General features: G+C 69.4%; 18 protein-coding genes, 1 tRNA gene and 1 pseudogene. 9 read left to right on the top strand and 11 right to left on the bottom strand.

Annotation, left to right across the window (positions count from 1 at the left end; translation table 11 throughout):
- Window positions 1-11: 11 nt before the first annotated feature.
- The 8 genes from AS181_RS01400 to AS181_RS01365 all read right to left on the bottom strand — a co-directional run bounded on the left by AS181_RS01400 (window position 12) and on the right by AS181_RS01365 (window position 10748).
- Window positions 12-728 carry a class II aldolase/adducin family protein gene (locus tag AS181_RS01400; protein WP_058249814.1) on the bottom strand — a complete coding sequence of 239 codons (717 nt, stop codon included), beginning with the start codon at window positions 726-728 and terminating at the stop codon, window positions 12-14.
- 67 nt (window positions 729-795) lie between these two features.
- Window positions 796-1968 (bottom strand): LLM class flavin-dependent oxidoreductase, encoded by a 1173-nt coding sequence (locus tag AS181_RS01395; protein ID WP_058249813.1) that lies wholly within the window; start codon window positions 1966-1968, stop codon window positions 796-798.
- A gap of 31 nt (window positions 1969-1999) precedes the next feature.
- Complete coding sequence (locus AS181_RS01390; protein ID WP_058249812.1) at window positions 2000-3091, bottom strand: LLM class flavin-dependent oxidoreductase; 1092 nt, start codon at window positions 3089-3091, stop codon at window positions 2000-2002.
- Window positions 3091-4185 (bottom strand): ABC transporter substrate-binding protein, encoded by a 1095-nt coding sequence (locus AS181_RS01385; protein ID WP_058249811.1) that lies wholly within the window; start codon window positions 4183-4185, stop codon window positions 3091-3093. Before AS181_RS01385 ends, AS181_RS01390 begins: the two co-directional genes overlap by 1 nt.
- A complete protein-coding gene (locus AS181_RS01380; protein WP_058249956.1) occupies window positions 4185-4997 on the bottom strand; it encodes an ABC transporter ATP-binding protein in 813 nt (270 codons plus the stop codon). The genes AS181_RS01385 and AS181_RS01380 overlap by 1 nt, the downstream gene beginning before the upstream one ends.
- Window positions 4994-5863: an ABC transporter permease gene (locus AS181_RS01375; protein ID WP_058249810.1), complete on the bottom strand. Its 870-nt coding sequence runs from the start codon at window positions 5861-5863 to the stop codon at window positions 4994-4996. Before AS181_RS01375 ends, AS181_RS01380 begins: the two co-directional genes overlap by 4 nt.
- The gene (locus AS181_RS01370; protein WP_058249809.1) at window positions 5860-6894 is read right to left on the bottom strand and encodes an NrtA/SsuA/CpmA family ABC transporter substrate-binding protein; all 1035 of its coding nucleotides are present in this window, start codon (window positions 6892-6894) and stop codon (window positions 5860-5862) included. The genes AS181_RS01375 and AS181_RS01370 overlap by 4 nt, the downstream gene beginning before the upstream one ends.
- A 107-nt stretch (window positions 6895-7001) precedes the next feature.
- Window positions 7002-10748 carry an ABC transporter ATP-binding protein gene (locus AS181_RS01365; protein ID WP_058249808.1) on the bottom strand — a complete coding sequence of 1249 codons (3747 nt, stop codon included), beginning with the start codon at window positions 10746-10748 and terminating at the stop codon, window positions 7002-7004.
- Window positions 10749-10911: 163 nt separating this feature from the next.
- Here AS181_RS01365 and AS181_RS01360 point away from each other — a divergent pair, with 163 nt between their 5' ends.
- Complete coding sequence (locus AS181_RS01360) at window positions 10912-11661, top strand: IclR family transcriptional regulator (RefSeq protein ID WP_058249807.1); 750 nt, start codon at window positions 10912-10914, stop codon at window positions 11659-11661.
- On the opposite strand, the gene AS181_RS25740 is transcribed toward AS181_RS01360, so the two are convergent.
- Together AS181_RS25740 and AS181_RS25735 are read right to left on the bottom strand one after the other, a co-directional pair.
- A complete protein-coding gene (locus tag AS181_RS25740; protein WP_442902760.1) occupies window positions 11639-12328 on the bottom strand; it encodes an MFS transporter in 690 nt (229 codons plus the stop codon). The genes AS181_RS01360 and AS181_RS25740 overlap by 23 nt on opposite strands.
- Window positions 12329-12434: 106 nt before the next feature.
- Window positions 12435-12842: pseudogene (locus AS181_RS25735) on the bottom strand (MFS transporter); the annotation flags it as partial.
- Between the two features lie 193 nt (window positions 12843-13035).
- Here AS181_RS25735 and AS181_RS01350 point away from each other — a divergent pair.
- The 4 genes from AS181_RS01350 to nrfD are packed head-to-tail and all read left to right on the top strand — an operon-like array spanning window position 13036 to window position 19071.
- Window positions 13036-13560 carry a winged helix-turn-helix transcriptional regulator gene (locus AS181_RS01350; protein ID WP_058249806.1) on the top strand — a complete coding sequence of 175 codons (525 nt, stop codon included), beginning with the start codon at window positions 13036-13038 and terminating at the stop codon, window positions 13558-13560.
- A gap of 10 nt (window positions 13561-13570) precedes the next feature.
- A complete protein-coding gene (gene fdh, locus AS181_RS01340) occupies window positions 13571-16900 on the top strand; it encodes a formate dehydrogenase (protein ID WP_175404242.1) in 3330 nt (1109 codons plus the stop codon).
- Complete coding sequence (locus AS181_RS01335) at window positions 16901-17950, top strand: 4Fe-4S dicluster domain-containing protein (RefSeq protein ID WP_058249803.1); 1050 nt, start codon at window positions 16901-16903, stop codon at window positions 17948-17950.
- A complete protein-coding gene (nrfD, locus tag AS181_RS01330) occupies window positions 17947-19071 on the top strand; it encodes an NrfD/PsrC family molybdoenzyme membrane anchor subunit (protein ID WP_058249802.1) in 1125 nt (374 codons plus the stop codon). The genes AS181_RS01335 and nrfD overlap by 4 nt, the downstream gene beginning before the upstream one ends.
- Window positions 19072-19329: 258 nt before the next feature.
- Here nrfD and selD read toward each other — a convergent pair whose 3' ends face one another.
- Window positions 19330-20325 carry a selenide, water dikinase SelD gene (gene selD, locus AS181_RS01325; RefSeq protein WP_058249801.1) on the bottom strand — a complete coding sequence of 332 codons (996 nt, stop codon included), beginning with the start codon at window positions 20323-20325 and terminating at the stop codon, window positions 19330-19332.
- A 65-nt stretch (window positions 20326-20390) separates the two neighbouring features.
- Between selD and AS181_RS01320 the strand changes: the two genes are divergently transcribed.
- The 4 genes from AS181_RS01320 (at window position 20391) to selB (ending at window position 24066) form a co-directional block, all read left to right on the top strand.
- A complete protein-coding gene (locus AS181_RS01320; protein WP_058249800.1) occupies window positions 20391-20681 on the top strand; it encodes a hypothetical protein in 291 nt (96 codons plus the stop codon).
- 33 nt (window positions 20682-20714) lie between these two features.
- Window positions 20715-20809 (top strand) — tRNA-Sec (locus tag AS181_RS01315).
- Window positions 20810-20945: 136 nt separating this feature from the next.
- Complete coding sequence (gene selA, locus AS181_RS01310) at window positions 20946-22262, top strand: L-seryl-tRNA(Sec) selenium transferase (RefSeq protein ID WP_058249799.1); 1317 nt, start codon at window positions 20946-20948, stop codon at window positions 22260-22262.
- Between the two features lie 10 nt (window positions 22263-22272).
- Window positions 22273-24066 carry a selenocysteine-specific translation elongation factor gene (selB, locus tag AS181_RS01305; protein WP_058249798.1) on the top strand — a complete coding sequence of 598 codons (1794 nt, stop codon included), beginning with the start codon at window positions 22273-22275 and terminating at the stop codon, window positions 24064-24066.
- Window positions 24067-24233: the final 167 nt, after the last annotated feature.

Raw genomic sequence — 24233 nt, 5'->3', positions numbered from 1 at the left:
GAGGTGGGTGGTCAGAGTTCGGGGATGAGGCCGCGTTCGCGTGCCTCGGGGAGAAGACCGCTGCGCTTCCACTGCACCTCGAGATTGGTGGGGTGGAATTCGGCCGAGCCGCCGAGTCCTTCGGCGATGGCCTGGAACTGGGCTCCCTCCTCCAGCAGGACGATGAACTTCGCGGTGTCGAGCAGACCCCGTCGTCCGATCACGTTGGACCCGCCGTTGGCCTCGAAGATGGCGGCGAGATGCGGATCCTCCTGCAGGCGTTCGAGGATGAACTCCGACGCCGGCTGGTGGCGGTTGATGTGCGGCGGGATCTCGCGGGACAGCGTGAGTCGCTGCGAGGCGGCGTACCGGATCGGTAAGGTCCGGTGGGTCTGCGCCCAGGCCCCGAGCCACGGCGTGTGGATGTGCACGACCGTCGTGATGTCCTCGTGGGCCCGGAACACCGGGGCGTAAGAGGTGACGAAACCCGCTGCCCCAGAACCAGACAGGACCTCACCGTCGAAGGTCGCCACCACGGGGTGGACGGTCAGGTCGTCGGCCCAGGGGCCGGGGTCGTTCAGCGCGACGGCGATCTCACGACCGGGTACACGCTCGACGAAGTTGGCGGTCCCGTTAGCCGACACCGTTCCGGTGGTCCGGAAGACGTCGAATGCCTTCTGTGCGTGTTCGGTCACCTCGGCGACGAAGTCGGCGACCTCGCGGTCGAGTCCGGTTTCTACGGTGGTCATGTCTCTCCTTGCGATGAAATGGATTGTCTGTCTTCGACGATGGGTGCGATGGCGGGCGCGGGGTTCCTCAGGCCACACCCAGGGCGGAACCAGTGGTGGTCTCGGAACGGCCGAGCCGGGATCGTCCCAGGAGCGGGAGGACCTCCTCGCCCACGCGATAGGCCTCCTCGAGATGAGGGTTGCCCGCCAGGATGAAGGCGTCGACGCCGAGATCGATCAGTTCGTCGAGTCGTTCGGCGACCTGCTCGTAGCTGCCGACCAGTCCGAAGGCCGGGCCACCGCGCATGAGGCTGAAGCCGCACCACACATTGGGCTGGACCTCGAGATCGGTGTAGTCGGTGATGTTCTCGGGCACCCAGCCCTTGATCCGGCCGGCTCCGACGGAGTCGCCCTGCGCCTGGCGGTTCGCCGCGGCGCGGTCGACGTGCTGCCAGCCCTCGGCGATTTCGGCCCACGCCGCCTCGGCGGTGTGCCGGGCGAGGATGTCGATGCGGACCGCGAACCGCGGACGCCGTCCCAGCCGCGCGGCGTGCTCGCGCACCCCGTCGAACTTGGCGCGCAGGTCGGCGAAGGGTTCGAGCCAGGACAGGTAGTAGTCGGCATGATTGCCCGCGGCGTTGACCGCGGCACCGGACGACCCGGAGAAGTAGATCTCCGGAAACGGCGTCTCGGCGAGTTGCGGTGGCAGGACCGCACCCTCGGTGGAGAAGAAGTCGCCGTCGTAGTCGAATGGCTCAGTTCCCCACACCCCCTTGAGGACATCGAGGAACTCACTGGTCCGGCGATAACGGTCGTCGTGCGCGACCTTGTCGCCCCACCACAGCTGGGCGGGGCCTCCGCCCCCGCTGATGATGTTGTAGACCAGGCGTCCCCCGGTCGCCCGCTGCAGGCTGGCCGACGTCCGGGCGGCCTGTAACGGATGCAGGAATCCCGGCTGGAAGGCCACCATGAACCGGTAGGTGCTGGTCTCCCGGGCGAGCGCCGCAGCGGCCGCCCACGGATCGTCGGTCCCGGGGAACGACGGGAGCAGACCGCCGACGAAGCCGGCGCTCTCCGACGCCTTGGCCACGGCCGCCATGTGGTCGATGTAGGTGTACGAGTCACGTTCTCCCGCACGGATCGCCGGCGTCAGGTTGCCCGGCTGGACGCCGCGCCAGTCTCCCCGGTTGAGCCGTCGGGGCGTGCGCAGGGTGGCGTGGTCGCCACCCATCCCTATCCGCCAGTAGAAGTCGATGGTCATGGGTCTCCGCTCGTCTGTCAGGGATCGTCGGTCAGGCGAGGACGCGGTTGCGTTCGTCGGCCCGGAAGAGCAGGTGCTCGGTGTTGCGGTTGAGTTCCTCGATGTTCGGTATGCCCGACAGGACGAAACGCGCGAAACCCTGCATGGTCAGATCGATGATCCGCTGCGCGACATCGTCATAGGAGCCGACCAGACCGATGGGGTGCCGGTGGCCGATCCGGTCGAACCCGGCGAAGGTGAGGTCGTCGACCCAGAGATCGTCCGTCCGGGTGTCGGCGTCGGCGCCGTAGGCGTCCCGCCATTGACGACGCAGGCGTTGCACCGCTTCGTCTTTCGTCGACCGGGCGATCACCGGTAGGTACAGGCCGGCCGCCACCGTCCGCCCGAGTGCCGACGCACGGTCGACGAGCGGTGCGATCGCCGGCGCCGCACCGGTCGAGGACAACTCGAACAGGTGGATGTCGCCGTGCCGGGCCGACAGTGCGAGCGCCTCGTCGCTCTCCCCGGTCAGGCGGACGGCCGGGAATCGATGACCGTGCACCGACCGATCGAGCCCACCGTCGGTGACCTCGTAGAACTCGCCCACGTGATTGAACTCGCCGCCGTCGAAACCGCCCTGACGGGACCCGGCCCCGTCCCACACGCCTTTCGCCACAGTCAGGAACTCGTCGGCCCGGCGGTAGCGCTCGGCATCGGTCAGCCGGTCGCCGCGCGCTCGGTTGTCCGCGGCGTCGGTCTCCACGCGCAACTGCCACTGCAGCCGGTCCGCGGAGTTCCGTTGCAGGGTCGCGGACACCTTCGCCGCGTAGACCGGCGTTCCGAAACCGGGGTGGAACTCGACGGCGACGCGCGCATGTCGCGTGCGCCGCAACGCGATACCGGCGAGGATCCACGACTCCTCACCCGCCGGGTCGTACGGCGCGATCACCGTGTCGTAGCCGGCGGTGTCGATCGCGGTGATGACCTGCTCGGTCGGATCGAACGGATCCCAGCGGCCGTCCGTTCGGAGGTCGGTGGCCACCGCCGACCCCGGTGATCGTGCCCAGCCGCCGCGGTGACGCGGGGCCGAACCGACGTGCCGACTGTCGCCGCGGGTCGGCACCTCCCATTCGAAAGCAACCATCACGCGTCCCCGGTGATGTCGGCAATGGGTTTGGCCGCACCGATCTCGGCGCGCGCACGGCGCAGGGGCTCGGGATCGACCCAGCTCTCGATGTCGAAGTCGGCGGGCAGGAACCCGTAGGTGTAGAGGAACCGCTTCTGAACCCCCAGTAGATCCAGCCGTTCGTCGGACAGCGACGGGTGCAAGGACGTGTGGAAGCCGTCCCCGTATGCCGCCACGACACCTTCCGGTCCCGAGAACGTCTCCCGCGCGAGCACTTCGCGGACCGTACCGAGATTCCCCGCCGCCCAGTCCGCCGCGCGCAGGCTCGCCGCGAGGAAGCCGACGACGACCTCCGGATGCTCCTGCAGCAGGGACTCGTGCACGGTGATCGGCCGCGGCGTGCCGTTGTTGACCCGCGACCGCTTCGACTCCGTCGAGTCCAGATCGACGAGGACGCGCAGGCCGTGCTCGGCGGCAGCCTCGGCGGCCCGCGCACCCTTCACGTAGATGGCGTCGACGTCGCCGCCCAGGAGCTCGGGAAATCCGGACGGCACCGACCGCAGCCGGTCGGCCTCCGCGGTGCGGACGCGTGGTTCCCAGTTGGCGGCCGTCTCGACCACGTTCACGTCGCCGAACGAGAGTCCGCCGAGTGCGAGCGCGGAGGCGAAGCCGTGCAATGACATCGCGCGGGGAAAGCTGCGGGCCTGGTCGACCGCCCACGCCGGGATGCCGATCCGCTTGCCGCGGAGCCCGGCGGCGTCGTCGATGTCGGAGTCGGGTCCGACGAGGATCGACTGCGATTCGTCGATCCAGGTGAGTCCGATCAGGCGGGTCGGTGAACCCGACGCGCGGGCGACGATCGCCGGCACGTTGCCGCCTTCGCGGATCAGTCCCGACAGCTGGTGGTCGAAGTGGCGCGGAGCGAGTTCGGGGCCGGCGTCCTGGAGGATCGAGAAGTTCAGTCCCGCTGCTGATGCCGGCTCACCGAGCCAGCCCAGGCTGTTGGCGAGCCCGCTCGCGGTGGGGACCGGGCATCGGGTGTACCAGACGGTGTCGGCGTCGGTGGAGGTCGTCGGGGCGGGGGTGGTGGTCGCGCTGTCGATGGTCGTCATCAGGGATTCGTCCTCAACTCGGTGGTGTCGGGATGTATGCGGCCGACGCCGAGCTCGCGGAGGAACTCGGCCCGGTAGCGCAGCGATTCGGGGTCGGAGCGGTCACGCGGACGGGGCAGGTCGATGTCCTCGTCGACGCCGAAGGTGCCGTCCGACAGGATGATCACGCGGTCGGCCAGCCGGACCGCCTCGTCGACGTCGTGGGTCACCAGCAGCACCGCGGGTTGGTGCCGGGCCACCAGATCGCCGACCAGATCCTGCATCTGGAGTCGCGTCAGGGCGTCCAGCGCGGCGAACGGCTCGTCGAGCAACAGCAGTTCCGGTTCGCGGACGAGGGCTCGGGCCAGTGCGACCCGTTGCGCCTCACCGCCGGACAGGGTGGCCGGCCAGGCGTCTGCCTTGTCCGCGAGGTTGACCTCCGCCAATGCCGCCCGTCCGCGGTCCTTGGTGGTCTTGCCGACTCGTTGGCCGATCGTCACGTTGGCCAGCGTCCGCTTGGAGGGCACCAGTCGCGGCTCCTGATACACGGTCGTGCGTGCAGCGGGGACGAGGATCTCACCGGAGTCGGGCTCTTCGAGGCCGGTGAGCAGGCGCAGCAGCGTCGTCTTCCCGGTACCCGATGGGCCGAGCAGCACCACGAACTCGCCTCGCCGGATGGTCAGGTCGACCGACTGCAGGACCGTCTTCGGACCGAAGGTCTTGGTCACCCCGGTCAGCGAGACCGCGACCGGCCGGCCCGCACGGCGTTCGCGTGCGGTGACCTGCGTCGGCTGCCGCTCGAGGAGTGGGGGCAACGGGGCTTCGGGGCTCATCGGACGGTCACCCCCGCCCGCCACGGCATAGAGTACTTCTCCAGGATGCGGACGACGAGGTCGAAGATCAGGCCCAGGACGGCGTACAGCACGACACACAGGATCATGTAGTCGGTGCGGTTGTACTCCTGCGCCAGACTCACCAGGTAGCCGATGCCCTCACGGGTGCCGACCTGCTCGGCGGCGATCAGCCCGGTGATCGAGATGGACAGACAGATGCGCAGTGCCATCAGGATTCCGGGCAGCGCCGCCGGAATGATCACGCCGAGGATGAGGCGTCCCCCGGTGAGCCCGAAACCCTGTGCCGCCTCGATCATCTTGCGATCGACGTTGCGGACCCCGAGGTAGCTGTACGCGTACATGGGCGACACGGTCGCGATGGCGATCAGCAGCACCTTGAAGGTGTTGTCGATGCCGAACCAGGCTATGAACAGAGGCACCAGCGCGAGGAACGGGATGGCCCGGTTGATCTGCATCGTCGAGTCGATGAGTTCCTCGCCGAGCGTGTACAGGCCCGCGAGCACGCCGAGGATCAGCCCGACGCCGACGCCGAGACCGACACCGAGTGCGGCACGCTCCAGAGACGCCAGCGCGAAGTCGACGAGTTGCCCGGTGCGGTAGAGCTCGACGAACGCGTCGAACACGGCCCCGGGCGAGGCGAGGACCGCCGGCGAGATCGCGCCGGTGGCGGTGCCGATCCACCAGACCGCCACGATGACGCCCGGGACCAGGAACCGCAGCGGCAGCGAGAGCCACACCGGACGGGCGCGCTGTCTGCGCGTACGTGGGGTCTCCAGGCCGATCGGTGAGACCGGTTGCGACGCAGCCTTTCCGGATGCGGTCTGGGCGATCGTCGACGAGGTCATTTCTGTCCGCTCTCGTACTTCTGCAACTGTGCGGGCAGATCGAAGAAGATGTCCTCGGCGGTGACCGGCTTCTGGATCACGCCGGCTTCGACGAACAGCGCCGACACCGACTCGAGGTCCTCACCGTCTTCCGCCGTGGGGTAACGCGGGGTCGACGCGTCGGCGCCGAGTGCGAGGGCGCGGGTGAGCCGGTCTCCGCTGAGCGCGCGGGGACCCGCCTTCTCGAAGACGTTCTCGTAGTCGGCCGGATTCTCGCGCTGCTTGTCGGTCAACTGCTGCAACGCCTTCAGGTACGCGTCGGCGACGTCGGGCCGCTCCTCGAGCACCTCGGTCCGGAAGGCGACGATGGTGTTGTCGACCGAGCCGATGCTCTCCTCGGTGGCGATCTCGACACCCCCGGCGGCCTTTGCCTCCTGATACGGCTGGTTGAACGATGCCCACCCATCGACCTGACCGGTGGAGAACGCCGAACCGGCCTCCGCCTGCTGGAGGGGCACCCGCTCGACCTTGTCGAACGGAATCCCCGCCTGCTGCAACGCCTTCAGCGTGATGTACTCGCCCTTGCCCGCGGGGTTGACCGCGACCCGCTTGCCGACGAGGCCGGCGACATCGGTGACGCCGGAGTCCTTGGTGACGAGGATTCCGTTCTGGTCCTTGCCGGCCGGGTCGGCCACCGCGATGATCTTGACGCCGACGTTCTTCGACAGTGCGCCGACGACCGGGCTGTAGGCACCACCGGACACATCGAGCTGGCCGGTGTTGAACAGTTTGAGGTTCGAGGAGAACCCCGGTGTCGAATTGACCCATTCGATCTTCGCGCCCAGCGGGGCCAGCGCCTCGTCGAAGGTCCCGTCGCGCTTGCCGACCGCCAGCGGTCCGGCGTTGCCTGGGTCGGTCACCTTGAGCACATACTGTTCGCCGCCTGCACTGCCACCGTCCGAGTCACCCGACGCGCACCCGGTGGCGACGGTGAACAGCGCTGCCGCCGCAACCGCGGCGGCGGCGAGGCGGAATCGTGGGGTTGCGGGCATGACGGGCTCCTGTTCGACAGGTGGAGGCCGTGTTCGGACGAACACGAGGATTCGGATACCGCAGACGTTAGGTGGACGGAGACAGTCCGCACACCTCTGCGTTTCCATCAGTTGGAAAGCTTGACAACTCCGCTCAGAGCTGGGTCGGTCGGCGCGTAGCTCTGCCACAAGTCGCGGTAGGGCCCGGGCGCCGACACCAGATCCGCGTGCCGTCCGGACTGGACGGCCCGACCGTCGGCCATCACGACGACCCGGTCCGCCCAAGCGGCGGTGGTGAGGCGATGTGCCACGAGAACCGTTGTGCGCTTGCGCGCTACGGCCTGCAACGCGGCCAGCACCTCGGTTTCGGTTCCCGGATCGATGTCCGAGGTCGCCTCGTCGAGGATCAGCAGATCCGGTTCGACGAGCTCGGCGCGGGCCAGGCAGATCAATTGCTGCTGGCCCGCGGACAGCGTCGCCCGGCCCGGCCCCACCGGCGTCTGATAGCCCAGCGGCAGCGACGCGATGCTGCCGTGAGCGCCGACCGACCTCGCCGCCCGTTCGATCTCGGCCTGCCCGGCGTCGGGCCGGCCGAACGCGATGTTCGACGCCACCGTGCCGGCGAACAGATAGGGATCCTGTGGCACGTAGGCGATTCGGGGACCGCGGTCCCCCGGGCCCACGTGGCGCAGGTCGACGCCGCCGACCCGCACGACACCGCGGTCGGGCGAGTGGAACCGCAGCAGCAGCTTCATCACGGTGCTCTTGCCCGCCCCGGTCGTGCCGACGACGGCCGCGGTCTCACCGTCGGGGATGACCAGGTCGAGCCCGTCGAGCGCGGGCCGACCACGCGTCCGCGTCGCTGCCGAGTAGCCGAACACCACCCCGTCGAATTCGACTGCCGCGCCGAGTGGTCCGGCGGCGGTACCGGTCGTCGCCGGCCGCACGTTCTCGTCGACGGGGGTGTCGACGGGGGTGTCGAGGAAGCCGCGCATCCGCTGGGTGCCGACCCGAGCCTGAATCCAGAGGTCGAGCACGATCGACAACTGCTGGAGCGGGGCGAAGAACAGATCGACGTAGAGGAGCGCCGCGACCAGCACACCGGTGGCGAGGGAGCCCGCGTCCATGAGCTGTGCGCCGACGATCAGGATGAGCGCCTTGGCCACCACCGCAAGCAGATTCAGGAAGGGAAAGAACACCGAGATGTACAACATCGAACGACGGCGCGCATCTCGGTAGCGTCGCGAGTGCCCGTCAAAAGCACCCGTCGTCCACTCCTCGGCGTTGTGCGCCTGGGTGATCCGCACCCGCCCCAGATGTTCGGAGAGGAGCGCAGTGACGGTCGCGATACGCGAACGCGCCTGCAGGTAGGCCCGATTCGAACCCCGGACGAAGATCCACGACGCCGCCGCGAGCAACGGGATGGTGACGAGCATCGCGGCGGCCAGCCGGATGTCGAGCAGCGCCAGGACCACGAGGATGCCAGCGCACGTGCACACATTCACGATCGCGTTGACCATGCCCTGCGTCATCAGCTGACCGACCGCGTCCACGTCGCTGGTGAGTCGGGTGACGATGCGGCCCGACTGCCGTCCGTCGAAGTAGTCGATCCGTAGTCGCTGCAGATGCCCGAACAGCCTGAGCCGCAACGCGAAGAGCACCCGCTCGAAGACACGCGCAGCGCGCAGCGCCAGCACCCACGAGTTCAGCCAGGACACCAGCGCGATCACCAGGACCAGTGCGCAGGTCGCCCAGAACACGGTCGCCCCATCCGCCCCGACACCGTTGTCGATGCCATGCCGGAAAAGGGCGGGGATGGCCAGCGTCGTCGCCGCGTCGGCGACGACCAGGGCCACGCACAGCGCGACGGGCCACCAAAACGGCCGCAGGGACCCGGTCAGACCGAAAACCCTGGTACGGGTCGACTTCGGGGGAGGACGGTCGTCGCCGGGCGCGGGTACGTCGGTCAGCGGAGGGAGTGCCAGCAGCGCCTCGCGCAGGTGCGAGTCCACCTGCTGGACCTGTTTGCCACTCTCGTCGGCGTCGAGACCCAGCCGGGCCCGGACCACCGGATCGGCGCCCGCCTCGTCGACTTCCGGCCAGCTCTCGGGAGTTGGCATCGAGCTGTCCGGCACCGTCGAACGCGCGGTCTCGTGCGCCTTCCGCACGCCACCGGCCAGGAGAGCCGCGACGCGCGGGTCGGCGAGCACCTCCGACGGCGGACCGTCGTGCGTGATGCGGCCCGCCTCGAGGACGATGACCTGGTCGGCGAGTTCGGTCGTCGCCGGCCGGCGCGCGATCAGGATCGTGGTCCGGCCGACCATCAGCCCGGCCAGGCTCGCCAACACCGTGCGCTCGGTCGTCGGGTCGAGCGCCGATGTCGTGTCGTCGAGGATCAGGACCGCCGGGTCGGCGAAGAAGGCGCGGGCGAGCGCAATTCGCTGACGTTGTCCGCCCGACAACGAGATCCCGCCCGGTCCGACCACGGTGTCGTAGCCCGCGGGCAGCCGCTCGATGAACTCATCGGCCGCGGCGGCGCGGGCAGCAGCGACGATTTCCGCGTCGTCGGCCGGGGACCCCATCGCGATGTTCTCGCGGAGGGTGCCCGAGAACAGCAGGCTCTCGTCGAACACCATCATCACCGCCGACCTCACCGAGCGCGGCGACACCGCACGCAGGTCGGTGCCACCGATCCGCACCGATCCCCGGTCGGGGTCGAACTGGCGGGCGATGAGCGACCCGAGTGCGGTCTTGCCCGAACCGGACGGACCGACGATCGCCACCCGGCTACCGGGGGCGATCGAAGTCGTCACCCCACGGAGGACGGGGTGGCCACCGAGCGCGAGGTCGACGCCGGTCACCTCGATCGTGCCACGCGGCGACGGGAGATCCGGACCGGTGGGGTCCATCGCCGGCACCGTGTCCAGCAGCGCGAACACCCGGCGCGCCCCCGATCGCGCGAGCTGCATCGTCGTCACCATGGCCGCGAGCAGCCTTGCCGGAGGCGCGAACTGCAGCACGTACGAGGCGAAGGCGAGGAAGACCCCGACCGAGACGTGCTCGTTCATGGCCAGCCAACCCCCGACGACGAGCACGCCGAGCTGGGTGAACACCGGGATCGCGACCATCGCCGCACTCCAGCGGGCCGAGATCCGCGCACTGCGCAGCCGCGACGAGAACAGCCGGGCCCCGCGGGCACGGAATCGGTCGAACCGGGCCTCCTCCTGCCCGAACGCGCGGATCAGTTCGACCCCGGCGATCTCCTCGTCGACCGCGGCGGCGACCTGGCCCAGCAGCACCTGGTCGCCGAACGACGCGGGATACAGTTCGCGGCGGAGCCGGCGGGTGACCCAGAACAGGACCGGAACGCTCGCCGCCACGACCACGAACAGCGGCGGCGACAGGACGAACATGACGACCAGGCCGACCGCGAGCAGGGTCAGGTTGGCGACGAACAACGGCACCTGCGAGATGAACATCTGGATCAGGTTCAGATCCGACGTTCCACGCGAGATGACATCGCCCGCCGCGAGTTCCGCCCGACGCCGTGCGTCGAGCGCATGCAGGTGCCGATGGACCGCGACGCGCAGATTGTGCTGAACGTCGACCGCGCAGCGGCTGCCGATGTACCGGCGCAGTGCGTGGGAGGCGAAGCTCAGCACACCGATGGAACACAGGACGGCGATCCAGAACGCGAGGGACTGCGTCGGATCGAGCAGGACGTCGTCGACGATGATCTGCTGGACCAGCGGCACCAGTGCCAGCAACCCCTGGCCCACCACGGCCAGCACGAGCGCCACCGACACCCGGCCGCGATAGGGGCGTACCCACTGCCAGAGCCGTCGCAGCCAGCCCGGCCCACTCTCGTCGGTCACACGTCTCCTCGCCCGATCTCGGGACTCTCTGATTTCCGAACTACACCGCTCGAACCGCGCTGATCCTGATATCGACGGCCCCCTTCGCGAGGAGTATCTTCCGAATAGTGGAAAGTGGCCAGGCCCTGAATCAGGCCGATTTCTAGTCGGGAGGCATGGAGAGATGGCCGGTTCTGGTGTGCAGACCGTGTCGAGGGCGCTGGCCGTCCTCGGTTGCTTTCGCGGCGGGGACGAGCTCGGGGTGACCGACGTGGCGCGCGCGCAGGGTCTCGCACTCAGCACGACGCACCGGCTGCTGACCGCCCTGGTCGACGCCGGGTTCCTCGAGAAGACGGAGGAGGGCAGCCGGTATCGCCTCGGCGGTGCGCTGGCCCAGTACGGCCAGATCGCCTACCGCCAGCACCGGATCTACCTGACCGAACCCCACCTGGAACGACTCGCCGCCACGACCGGGGCGTCGGCCTCGGTCGCGATGCGATACGGCAACGAGGTCGTCCTGCTCGGCACGAGCCGCTGGCGCGAGGCGGAGGGCCATGCGCTCCAGGGCATCCTGCTACCGCTGCACGCCTCGGCGCTCGGCAAAGCGTTGCTCGCCTTCGCCAACGTCGGCCAGGACGAACTCGAACGCCTCCCCTACCTCGACGGCACCGACCGTGCCGTCCGGACCGCCGACGAACTCGCGAAGGAACTGACCCTCACCCGGGAACGGGGATACGGCTTCAACGACGAGGAACTGGCGCCGGGGCACCGAACCATCGGGCTCCCGATCTTCCCGGCGGACGGCGGCACCGAGGTGCGCTTCGCCCTCGGCATCCGGGGTACCACCGATCTGATGAGCCCGGAACGCATCCCGTTCCTCGTCGACCTCGGTCGCTCCACCGCCCGCGACATCAGCGTGGCGCTGGCGCAGTGAGCGCGTCGCCGTCCGAATCTCGTCCGGCGACTCCGACGGCACCGGACCGGCGGCCCCGAACCACGAACGACAACACCGCGGCGAGCACGCACAGTGCGGCTCCGCCCCACCACGCGTAGGTGTACGCGCCGAACGCGTCACGGATCAGGCCCGCTCCGAGAGCTGCTGCGGCAGCACCGATCTGATGCGCCGCGAACACCCAGCCGAACACGATCGTCCCCCTGTCGCCGAAGATCTCCCGGCACAGGACCGCGGTCGGCGGCACGGTGGCCACCCAGTCCAGCCCGTAGACGACGATGAACAAGATCATGCTCGGATGCACACTGTCGGCCAGCAACCACGGCAGCATGAGGAGTCCGACGCCACGGAAGGCGTAGTAGGCGACCAGCAACACCCGCGGATCGAACCGGTCGGTGAGCCAGCCCGACGCGACGGTGCCCGCGATGTCGAAGACCCCGACCACCGCCAGCAGTCCGGCCGCGGTGGTCGCCGGCATCCCGTGATCGTGTGCCGATGGGATGAAGTGCACACCGATCAGCCCGTTGGTGGTCGCGCCGCAGATCGCGAACGCGAGCGCCAGCGCCCAGAAGGACCTGTGCCGTGACGCGAACGCGAGTCCCTCGAGTGCCCGCCTCGTCGCACCCCCGCCGGGCACGGGCGCGGGCACATGGTGCTTCCGCCCCGTACGGCAGCACGCCACGGTCGCCGGGTTCGTCGCGGATCACCAGCCAGGCGACCGGAACGACGATCAGTGCGGCCGCGGCGATGACCAGAGAGGCCGATCGCCAGCCCACGTTCTCCGCCAGTGCCGCCACGGGCGGCAGGAAGACGAGTTGCCCGGTCGCGGACCCGGCGGTCAGGATGCCCATCACTAGCCCCCGGCGCCGGACGAACCACCGGTTGGCGATGGTCGCGGCGAACACGAGGGCCATCGAGCCCGTTCCGAGGCCGATCAGGAGGCCCCAGAACACGAGCAGTTGCCACGAGGCGCTCATCAGGGTGCTACCGCCCGCACCCACCGCCACCAGCACCAACGCGGTCGCCACGACCTGCCGGATACCGAACCGATCCATGAGCGCCGCGGCGAAGGGTGCCGTCAGCCCGTACAGCAGCAGGTTGAGGCCGACCGCCAGGGACATCACGCTGGTCGACCACCCGAATTCGTGGTGGAGCGGCACCATCAGTGCTCCGGGTGCCGCCCGGAAACCCGCCGCACCCATGAGGGCCAGGAACGCCACACCGGCCACCCACCACGAAGGATGCACCCGGCGAGCTGATCGTGTCGTCACACCGGCCCCTTCGTCGCCCAATAACTTTCTTGAAGAAAGTTATACTACGGGTACCGTGACTGCTGGTCTCGAGAAGGGATGTCCGATGCCGCTGCGATCCGACTGGTCCGACGAGATGTGTCCGATCCGGCGCTCGCTCGACGTCCTCGGGGACCCGTGGGTATTGCTCATCATCCGCGACGTACTGCACGGGCGCGGACGGTTCGACGCCCTGAAGGAGAGCCTCGCGATCAGCGATGCCGTACTCAGCCGCCGGCTGCAGGCGATGGTCGGGGCCGGGTTGCTGACCCGGGTCGAGTATCACGACGGGCGTCGCGTCCGCCACGGCTACGCCGGCACCGACGCCGCCGCCGAATTGCTGCCGATCCTCCAACAACTCGCGATCTGGGGAGAACGTCACACACCGATGCCGCCCGGCGGTGCGCACATGTCGATGGTCCACAACCGGTGCGGGAACGAGACCACGCGCGGTGAGGTGTGCAGCGCATGTGGAGCGGTTCTCGCTCCGGAGGACATGACCTGGGTCAAGCCATGGAAGAACGCGCGGGACCGCCTGGTTCCGAGTGGCACCGGCCCCGGAGACCGGCCCGTCGAGCCACGGCAGGTCTAGACTCGAATCCGTGCCAGCCTTCAGCCCCCTCGAATGGCCGGTGTTCCGCCAGTTGCGGTCGGGCGACGTCTTCGGACGCGGACCGGCGGTCACGTCGGCGAAGACACGCGGCATCGAACCGCGCACCGCCACCGCGGACCGTGTGGTCCAGAGCGTGTGCCCGTTCTGCGCGGTGGGTTGCGGGCAGAAGGTGTACGTCAAGGACGAGCGGGTGGTCCAGATCGAGGGCGACCCGGACTCCCCGATCTCCCGCGGGCGCCTCTGTCCCAAGGGCGCGTCGAGCGAGCAGTTGGTCAACAACCCGATGCGGCAGACCTCCATCCGCTATCGGGCCCCATACGCGACCGAATGGCAGGACCTGGATCGCGACACCGCGATCGACATGATCGCCGACCGTTTCCTCGAGGCCCGACGCCGTGGCTGGCAGGACCGCGACGACGAGGGCCGGCTGCTCCGGCGGACCACCGGTGTCGCCTCGCTCGGCGGTGCCACCCTCGACAACGAAGAGAACTATCTGATCAAGAAGCTCTTCACCGCGGCGGGCGCGATCCAGATCGAGAACCAGGCCCGCATATGACACTCCGCCACGGTTCCCGGTCTGGGGGCCTCGTTCGGACGCGGCGGCGCCACGCAATCACTGCAGGACATGGCCAACGCCGATTGCATCGTTCTCATGGGCGGCAACATGGCCGAGGCGCACCCGGTGGGTTTCCAGTGGGTGTCGGAGGCGAAGGCCAAGGGCGCGACGATCATTCACGTCGATCCGCGTTTCACCCGTACCTCTGCGGTGGCCGACCGGCACATCTCCATCCGGGCCGGCTCTGACGTCGTCCTGCTCGGTGCGCTCATCAATTACGCCATCACGCACGAGAAGTACTTCCGCGAGTACGTTGTCGCATACACGAACGCCGCCACCCTGATCGCCGAGGACTTCCGCGACACCGAGGATCTCGACGGCCTGTTCTCCGGCTTCGACCCGGAGACCGGCGAATACGACGCCACCAGTTGGGCTTACGAGGAACCGTCCGCCCACTCCGACGACGGTGGCCGCGACAGCGAGGACGGCAAGGTCGAGTCGCCCGGCCACCCGGACGACGGGCCGCGGGTGAAGGACCGCGCGGTGGGGCACGAGCACGGCTCCGGCGGGCCGCCGCTGGAGCATGGGGCGACCCTGCGCGACGACACCCTGGAACACCCGCGCAGCGTGTTCCAGATCGTCAAGCGTCACTACTCGCGCTACACACCCGAGATGGTGCGCGACATGTGCGGGATCTCGGTGCGCGACTTCGAGTATCTGGCCCGGGCCGTCACCGACAACTCCGGCCGCGAGCGCACCACGTGCTTCGGGTACGCGACCGGATGGACCCAGCACACTTTCGGCGCCCAGTTCATCCGCGCCGCGTCGGTTCTGCAACTCCTGCTCGGCAACCTCGGGCGCCCCGGTGGCGGCATCATGGCCCTCCGCGGACACGCGAGCATCCAGGGGTCCACCGACATCCCGACGCTGTTCAACCTGCTGCCCGGGTACCTGCCGATGCCCTCGGCAGGCAAGCACGACACCTTCGCCGACTACATCGACGCGATCACGTCGAAGGCCGAGAAGGGTTTCTGGGCCAACGCCGAGGACTACATGGTGAGTCTCCTCAAGGCGTGGTTCGGCGACGCCGCGACCGCCGAGAACGACTGGTGTTACGACTACCTGCCCCGGCTCACCGGACCCGCCGGCACCTTCCAGACGACGGTCGACATGCTCGCCGACAAGGTCGACGGCTACTTCGTCCTCGGCCAGAATCCGGCGGTGGGATCGGCCAACGGGCGCCAGGCGCGGATGGCGATGTCGCACCTCAAATGGCTCGTCGTCCGCGACCTCAACATGATCGAGACGGCCACCTGGTGGAAGGAGGGCCCGGAGATAGAGTCCGGCGAGCTGCGCACCGAGGACATCGCCACCGAGGTGTTCTTCCTCCCCGCGGCCACGCATGTGGAGAAGGCCGGCTCGTTCACGCAGACCCAGCGCATGGTGCAGTGGCGCCACCAGGCGGTCGAGCCACCGGGTCAGTGCCAGAGCGAGATGGACTTCTTCTACGAACTCGGGCGGCGCATCCGCGAACGCCTCGCCGGGTCGACCGACGAACGTGACCGCCCACTGCTCGACGTCACCTGGGACTATCCCCTCGACGAACACGGCAACCCCGACCCCGAGGCGGTGCTGTCAGAGATCAACGGCTACCACGTGACCGGCGCCGACGCCGGCACGAACCTCACGTCCTACACCCAGATGAAGCGCGACGGCTCGACCGCGGGCGGCTGCTGGATCTACACCGGGGTCTACACCGGCGCGGACACCGACGGGCCGTCGAACCTGGCCGCACGCCGGGTCCCACAGGGCGGCGGCGGGGTCACCCAGCACGAGTGGGGCTGGGTGTGGCCGGCGGATCGTCGAATCCTCTACAACCGCGCGTCGGCCGACCCCGACGGCCGGCCGTGGAGCGAGCGCAAGCGGTACATGGAATGGGACGCCGACGCCGGGCGGTGGGTCGGTCCCGACGTGCCCGACTTCCCGGTCGACCTGGCTCCCGATGCCCGCCCCGACCCGTCGGTCGGCGGCGTCGACGCCCTCTGCGGCGACGACCCGTTCGTCATGCAGGCCGACGGGAAGGGCTGGCTCTACGCCCCGCGCGGGCTGGTCGACGGCCCGTTGCCGACGCACTACGAACCGCAGGAATCCCCGGTGGTCAACGCGCTGTACCCCCAACAGCAGTCGCCATCGCGAGTCCTGTTCCCCCGCACGGACAATCTCGACGCACCCAGCGGCGAGAGCCCCGGTTCCGAGGTGTTCCCGTTCGTGTTCACGACGTACCGACTCACCGAGCACCACACCGCGGGTGGCATGAGCCGATGGACGCCGTACCTGTCGGAACTGCAGCCGGAGATGTTCTGCGAGATCTCACCCGAACTCGCCGAAGAGCGGGGCCTGACCAACGAGGGCTGGGCGACGATCGTGTCGCCGCGCGCCGCGATCGAGGCGCGGGTGCTGGTGACCGACCGCATGATGCCGCTGACCATCAACGGCCGGCAGGTGCATCAGGTGGGTCTCCCCTATCACTGGGGCGTGGGTTCCGACGCCGTGGTCAGCGGCGACGCCGCCAACGATCTGATCGGGGTCACACTGGATCCGAACGTGCAGATCCAGGAGTCCAAGGTGGGCTCGTGCGACGTCATCGCCGGGCGCCGGCCGCAAGGCCGGGCACTGCTCGACCTGGTGCGTGCCTACCAGGAGCGGGCCGGGGTCACCGTCGAGACCGACAATCAGCACATCACCGGGAAGGCGGAGGAGTAGATGGGACAGCTGTCCGGGCCATCCGATCCCAGCGCCGACGCGCACTGGCACACCCACGAGGAGCGCAAGGGGTTCTTCACCGACACCTCGATCTGCATCGGCTGCAAGGCCTGCGAGGTGGCGTGCAAGGAATGGAACGGCAACCCGCGCGACGGCGACCTCGCCCTCACCGGGATGTCGTACGACAACACCGTCGCCCTCGGCGCGAGCACCTGGCGCCACGTCGCCTTCATCGAGCAGAACTCCGACCGCATCGCCGAGGCCCGCGAGTCCGGGCGTGCGCTCGTCGGACTGGGCATGCCCGCGATGCCCGGCTCCTCGCCTGAAGATCGTTCGTCTCTGCCGACCAGGCCCTCTCCCCTGCCGGCTGAGCCGGCGAGGAGCGAAGCGACGAGCCGAGTCGAAGTCCCCGACACCCCCGAGTTCCGCTGGCTGATGTCGTCGGACGTCTGCAAGCACTGCACGCACGCCGGGTGCCTCGACGTCTGTCCGACGGGCGCGCTGTTCCGCACCGAGTTCGGCACCGTCGTGATCCAGGACGACGTCTGCAACGGCTGCGGGACATGCGTGGCCGGATGTCCGTTCGGCGTCGTCGAGCGCCGGGCCGACGGCACCGCCGCGCCGACGACCCGCTCCGGCGAACGCAAGGGCGAGCAGCCCGAGGTGACCAAACGCGGTGTCGCGCAGAAGTGCACGCTCTGCTACGACCGGTTGCTCGACGACGAGACACCGGCTTGCGCGAAGACCTGCCCGACCACGTCGATCAAGTTCGGCGACCACGACGACTTCGTCGACGACGCGCACGCCCGCGTCCGCGCGCTGCACGAGCAGGGCATGACCGAGGCGCGGCTCTACGGCGCCAACCCGAACGACGGTGTCGGCGGCACCGGATCGGTGTTCCTGCTGCTCGACGAGCCCGAGGTCTACGGGCTGCCGCCGGACCCGCGGGTGTGCACCGCGGACCTGCCGGCCATGTACAAGCGCGCCGGGATCGCGGCGGCCGGAATGCTGGCCGCCGCCGCACTCTCGTTCCTGCGGGGCGGCCGATGACCTCGTCGGAATTCGACTCCTTCCGTCCGCCGGAGCCGGCCCGGCGGCGCGGCCGGGGTTTCGGCCGCGGCGGAAAGCGAAGGCCGGGTGGAGGTTTCGGTCAGGGCGACGGCAACCGCGAGATGTCGATGGTGCCCGATGCCGAATTCACCTCGTATTACGGGCATCCCGTCGTCAAGCCACCACCCTGGGACGAGAAGGTGGCCGCCTACCTGTTTCTCGGCGGTGTCGCCGGCGGCTCCGGCGTCCTGGCCGCCGGGGCCCAGCTCACCGGGCGGGACGCGTTGCGCCGCAACGCCCGCCTCGGTGGTCTGGGTGCCGTGGGTCTGGGCGGGATCGCGCTCGTCGCCGACCTCGGACGGCCGGACCGGTTCTACAACATGTTGCGCACGTTCAAGGTGACGTCGCCGATGAGCGTCGGTTCCTGGATCCTGTCGGCGTTCAGCGGGGCACTCGGTGTCGCGGCGGTCGCCGAGGTCGACCGAATGACCGGTGCGCGGCTGCCGCTCGGGCCGCTTCGTGCGGTGTTGCGCGCCGTCGAGGCCCCCGCCGGGTTGGCCGCCGGGCTGGCGGGTCCGCCGCTCGCGGTGTACACCGCGGTCCTGCTCTCCGATACCGCCGTGCCGACCTGGAACGCCATGCACCGGGACCTGCCGTTCGTGTTCGTCAGTTCCGCGAGTCTGGCGTCGAGCGGGCTGGCGCTGGTCACCACGCCGGTCGGTCAGGCCGGGCCGGCACGGACGCTCGCGGCGCTGGGCGTGGTCGGCGACCTCGTGGCGATGCGACTCACGGAGCGACGGATGGACCCGGTCGCCGCCGAACCGCTCCACCACGGCAAGGCCGGCACCCTGCTGCGCTGGAGCGAGCGACTCGCCGTCGCCGGCGGAGTGGGCGCGTTGCTCAGCGGGCGTTCCCGCCCCCTGGCGGTCGTCTCGGGAATCGCACTGCTCGCCGCGTCGGCCTGCACGCGATTCGGCGTCTTCGACGCCGGCATCGAGTCGGCCAAGAACCCCCGCTACACGATCGAACCGCAGAAGCGCCGCCTCGCGGCCCGTCGTGCCGCCGGAATCACCGACGACTCGATCACCACCGGGCCGCCCGCACCCCCCATTGCTCCCTGAGGTGCGAGGAGCGCAAGCGACGAGCCACGAAGGGCCTGGTGAGACACGTTGCGTGACCCTTCGTGGCTCGCTTCGCTCGCACCTCAGGGAGCATGTTTTTCGGACGTTCACGAGTGTTCTTTCGTGGTCCACAACGGCCGCCAGGCCCCCGCTCCCTGAGGAGCGCCCGGAGCTTGCGGAGGGCAAAGGCCCCCCCCGCTCCCTGAGGAGCGCCCGGAGCTTGCGGAGGGCGCGTCACGAAGGGTCCTGGCGACCGAGTCAGCGAACCCGGATACCCGTCCCCGCCACCGTCTCGCCGATCACCGGGTAGCCCGGGACCTCGCCGACCACGAGCAGCCCGCCCGAGGTCTGTGCGTCCGCGAGGAACAGCAGGTCGTCGTCGGAGACACCGGAATCGACCGTGAGGTGCGGCTGCACCCAGTCGAGGTTGCGGCGGGTACCCCCCGACACGAACCCGTCGCGCAGCGCCTCGTCCGCGCCGCTCACGGCTGGCACCGAAGCGCGGTCGACTACCGCGCCGACGCCCGACGCGCGGCACAGTTTGTGCAGATGCCCGAGTAGACCGAAGCCGGTCACGTCGGTCGCCGCACGGACGCCGGCCGCGACCGCAGCGATCGACGCATCGCGATTGAGCGTCGTCATCAGGACGATCGCCTCCTCGAACACCTCGCCCGTCTGCTTGTGCCGGTTGTTCAGCAGTCCGACGCCGATCGGTTTGGTCAGGGTGATGGGCAACCCCGGCTCGGCCGCGTCGTTGCGCAACAACCGGTCGGGTTCGGCCACCCCGGTCACCGCCATGCCGTACTTGGGTTCCGGATCGTCGATGGTGTGGCCGCCGATCACCGGACAGGCGGCCTGCGCTCCGACGTCGAGACCGCCGCGCAGCACCTCGGTCATCAGCTCCATCGGCAGCACCTCCCGCGGCCACCCGACCAGGTTGATCGCGACGACGGGGGTGCCGCCCATGGCGTAGATGTCCGACAGGGCGTTGGCCGCGGCGATGCGGCCCCAGTCGTACGGATCGTCGACGACCGGGGTGAAGAAGTCGGCGGTGGAGAGCACCGCGAGGTCGTCGCGGATGCGCACCGCCGCGGCGTCGTCCCCGTCGTCGAGCCCGACGATGATGTCGTCACCGACCTGGCCGGTGAGTCCCGCGACCGCCTGCTCGAGCTCACCCGGCGGGATCTTGCACGCGCATCCACCGCCGTGGGCGTAGCCGGTCAGTCGGATGGGTGTCTCGCTTCGCACGGTCACCGTGTCGAGGGTAGCCCTCCGGCAATCAGTGATACGGCCCTCCGGCGATCGCTACCATCGGGCACATGAGGCAAGCAGACGGCGAGTACTACGTCACGGCCGACGAGCTGCAGGCGTTCTGGGAATCCGGTCACGACTACTGGTACATGCGAGAGGACGGGTCGACCGACCTCTACGCCGACGAACTCGACATCACCCACGGCTGGCCGATCTTCCTGATGAAGCGCGACGAGGAGTGGTTCGCGAAGTGGGACGGCGATTTTGAGCGCGCCGTCGACGACGATCTCAACCCGAAGTTGATCCGCCACTTCGAGGAACTCATCACCGAGGGCAACTGGCCACACCGGCAGGACTGACCCGGCCGCACATCGGATAGGTTGGGACCGCATGGAGGCGTATGGGTCCTGGTGGGCTCCCCGGTCTTCAAAACCGAGGAGGTCGAGTATCTCGGCCTGGCGGGTTCGATTCCCGTCCGCCTCCGCCAGAGGGTCGACAGTGACCCCGCCGGCTGAGCCGGTGACGAGCGAAGCGAGAGCCCACCCCCGCCGGCTGGGCCGGTGACGAGCGAAGCGAGAGCCACCCCCCGCCGGCTGAGCCGGTGACGAGCGAAGCGAGGAGCCGTGTCGAAGCCCCCCGTCACCGATCCGCGCCGCCGGATCCCGCGGACCGACGCACTGTTGACCCTGCCCGCGGTGTCCGCGGCGCGAGAACGACTGGGTGACACCGCGATCCGCGACATCATTCGCCAGGCCCAGGACGCGGCCCGCCGCGGTGAGACGCCACCGGATGACGTCGAACGGCTCGTCGTCGAGTCGGTGAGCGCGTCGTATGCGTCGTCGGTCCGCCCCGTACTCAACGCCACGGGGGTCGTCGTGCACACGAACCTCGGGCGGGCACCGCTGTCACCCGCGGCGCTCGACGCCGTCGGCGCGGCGTCGGGTTACGTCGATGTGGAACTCGATCTCGAGTCCGGCACCCGGTCGAAGCGCGGGGCGGCCACCCGCAGCGCTCTCCTACAAGCCTGTCCCGCAGCGGAAGACGCGCTGATGGTCAACAACGGTGCGGCCGCACTGGTACTGGCGACGACCGCGCTGGCGGCCGGGCGTGCAGTCGTCATCAGTCGTGGCGAGATGATCGAGATCGGCGCAGGTTTCCGGCTCACCGAACTGATCGCGTCGACAGGCGCCCGGTTACACGAGGTCGGCACCACCAACCGCACCCACGCGCACGACTACGCCGACGCCCTCACCGACGACGACGTCGGAGCGATCCTCAAGGTGCATCCGAGCAACTTCCGGGTCGAGGGTTTCACCAGCGAGACCTCGCTCTCCGAGCTACGCGGCCTCGGCCGGGCGCACGGCGTGCCCGTCGTCGCCGACATCGGCAGCGGACTCCTGCAGCCAGACCCGCTGCTGCCCGACGAACCCGACGCCACCACGACACTCGAATCCGGTGCCGACCTCGTCATCGCCAGCGGCGACAAACTTCTGGGCGGACCGCAGGCCGGACTCCTCCTCGGCGATGCGGCGCTCGTTCAGCGCCTCGCGAAACACCCACTGGCACGGGCAGTTCGCGCGGACAAGCTGGCACTGGCTGCGATGGAGGTGACCGTCGGCGGGCCACGACCCCCCGTCTGGGAGTACCTTCACGCCGATCCCGACAGACTTCGCGTGCGCACCGAGCGCCTCGGTACGGCAGTCGGATTCCCGATCGTCGCCCATGACGGACGGGTGGGTGGCGGTGGCGCACCCGGCGTGCCGCTGCCGGGGTGGGCGGTGCGGCTTCCGGTCGCAACGGCCGCCCGCCTACGCGTCGGCGATCCGGCAGTCCTACCCCGCGTTCACGACGACGCGTGTCTGGTGGACCTGCGCTGCGTTCCCGAAGCCGACGACGTGCGGGTACTCGCCGCGATCCGACAGGCTCTGGGCGCGTCGTGAAGTCGCGCTCGTGAAGTACGTGGTGGCCACCGCCGGACACGTGGACCACGGGAAGTCCACACTGGTGCGTGCTCTGACCGGGATCGAGCCGGACCGATGGGAGGAGGAACGACGCCGAGGGCTGACGATCGACCTCGGTTTCGCCTGGACCACACTGCCTTCCGGTGCCGACGTGGCCTTCGTCGACGTCCCCGGCCACGAGCGGTTCATCCCGAACATGCTGGCCGGCCTGGGCCCGGCGCCCGTCGTCCTGTTCGTCGTCGCCGCGGACGAGGGATGGAGCGCCCAGTCCGACGACCACCGTGATGCCGTCGCCGCCCTCGGCATCGAGTACGGGCTGCTGGTCATCACCCGAGCCGACCGGGCCTCGCCCGACCGCGTTCGTGAAGTGATCGATCTGTCGCGTGATCGCCTCAGCCGCACCGGCCTTTCCGATGCGCCGGCGGTCGTGGTGTCGGCGCCCGATCGCGTCGGAATCGACGAACTGCGCACACGGCTCGACGCCGTCTTGGCCGGGACATCACCGCCGTCGACCTCGGGGCGTGTCCGGTTCTGGATCGACCGGGTCTTTACCCGCACCGGCGCCGGCACCGTCGTCACCGGCACCCTGGCCGCCGGGACGATCGCGGTCGGCGACACCCTGGACCTGCTCACCGTTGACGACCGCCGACGACTCGATGTCCGTGGATTGCAGAGCGAGGGTGCAACTCTCACCACCGCGGCCCCGGTCAGCCGAGTCGCGATCAATCTGCGCGGCGTCGGCGTCGACGACGTCTCGCGTGGCGACGCACTCGTGACGCCCGGAGCCTGGCACACCTCTGCTGTCGCTGATGTCCGGCGCGTGAGCAAAATGTCCTTCGAGGAGGCACCGGAACACCTCGTCGCGCACATCGGCACAGCGGCGCTACCGGTCCGGTTGCGCCCCTTCGACGGCGACCACGCGCGTGTGACCCTCGCGCGCGCCGTGCCGATGTCGCGGGGCGATCGGCTGGTCCTGCGCGATCCCGGCCAACGTATCGTCGGCGGCGGCGTCGTGCTGCACCCCGATCCCCCGGCGCTGACCCGACGGGGCGACGCGATGCGACGCGCGGCCTCGCTGGCGGCCATGTCCGACGACGCCGGGGCCGCCGAAGAAGTGCATCGGCGTGGCGCGATGCGCGTCACCGATCTGACGCGACTCGGCCTGGTCGACGACGCCGAGCCCGCTCCCCACGGCATACGGGTGATCGGCGAGTGGTGGGTCGCCGAAACCTCCCTCACCGCCTGGGCCGAGCGACTCCGCGCCGCCGTTGTCGATCTACACGACCGAGATCCGTTGTCGGCGGGGCTGTCCGCGTCCGGCGCACCCGCACTGCTCGGGCTTCCGGACACGACGCTGCTGGCGACCGTCATCTCGGAAGCCGAGCTGTCGTCGTCCGACGGGCACCTGGCGGTCCCGGGTCACAAGCCCTCCCTGGGTGATGCCGACGACGCGGTCAGCGCACTGGAGCGCCGGCTCGCCGACCATCCGTTCCGTGCACCCGAGGCCGATGACCTCGCCGCACTCGGCCTGGGCGCCCGAGAACTCGCCGCCGCCGAGCGCACGGGCCGAATTCTCCGTTTGCGCGACGGCGTCGTGCTGTTGCCGACCGCCCCCGCCCTGGCGATGCGCACCCTCGCCTCGCTCGATCAGCCGTTCACCACCAGCGCCGCTCGTCAGGCGCTCGAAACCACTCGGCGCGTGGTGATTCCGCTACTGGAGTACCTGGATGCCCGTGGTTGGACCCGCCGGCTCGACGCCGGGCACCGCGAGGTCGTGCGCTGAGCCGCGGGCGGTGGTCCTGTCGGACAGGTCGCCGCGTGCATCGCGGGAAGAGCTTCCGTCCGAGGCCCCTACCACACGACACCGACAAGTCGACATCAACGAATAGCATTGCACAGCAGTATGTTTGGCCTTGCCACACGTCTGGATTGGTGTACACTCGAACCTAC

Source organism: Gordonia sp. SGD-V-85, from assembly GCF_001456905.1.
Lineage (GTDB): Bacteria > Actinomycetota > Actinomycetes > Mycobacteriales > Mycobacteriaceae > Gordonia > Gordonia hongkongensis.
Note: the sequence above shows the minus strand (reverse complement) of the source record. Positions and strands in the feature narration are given on the sequence as shown.